Annotated in this window: 1 protein-coding gene; it reads left to right on the top strand. The window is 61.3% G+C overall.

The genetic code is table 11. From position 1 onward, the window contains the following. Positions 1-153: 153 nt before the first annotated feature. A partial coding sequence (locus I6F21_RS38425) for a hypothetical protein (protein WP_225184478.1) occupies positions 154-395 on the top strand: 242 nt, incomplete at its 3' end.

Raw genomic sequence — 395 nt, 5'->3', positions numbered from 1 at the left:
AAGCAAGACCCGCGCCGCAGGCGGGTTCGACTGGGCTGCTTGAATTTTGGGCATCCGCCCTGAGCAGCATCGACGCGTCCGCTTTTTACGCTCGGCCCAAAGCAACTACTTGGGAACCCCCGGATTTCCCGGGACTTGAGCAAGGAGTTTTTCGTGGGCAACACCGAACTGAAGCAAATCATCCTCTCGAACATCGCAGCGCTCTCGACAGCAGAAGCGGTGCGTCGGCTGACCGGCGCGGTCATCGGCGAAGATGGCCAACCGGCTGCTGCACAACTGAAGATCTTCTATTCGGGCGGCGGCGACAGCGGCGGCATCGAAGAGGTGACCGTCGTGGGTAATGAGGGTGCGCTCCACCCTCTGTCTGACGCGATCGTCCAGGCGCAGTGCGAGAT

The organism is Bradyrhizobium sp. NBAIM03 (genome assembly GCF_020194055.1).
In the GTDB taxonomy this organism is placed as follows: domain Bacteria; phylum Pseudomonadota; class Alphaproteobacteria; order Rhizobiales; family Xanthobacteraceae; genus Bradyrhizobium; species Bradyrhizobium yuanmingense.
Note: the sequence above shows the minus strand (reverse complement) of the source record. Positions and strands in the feature narration are given on the sequence as shown.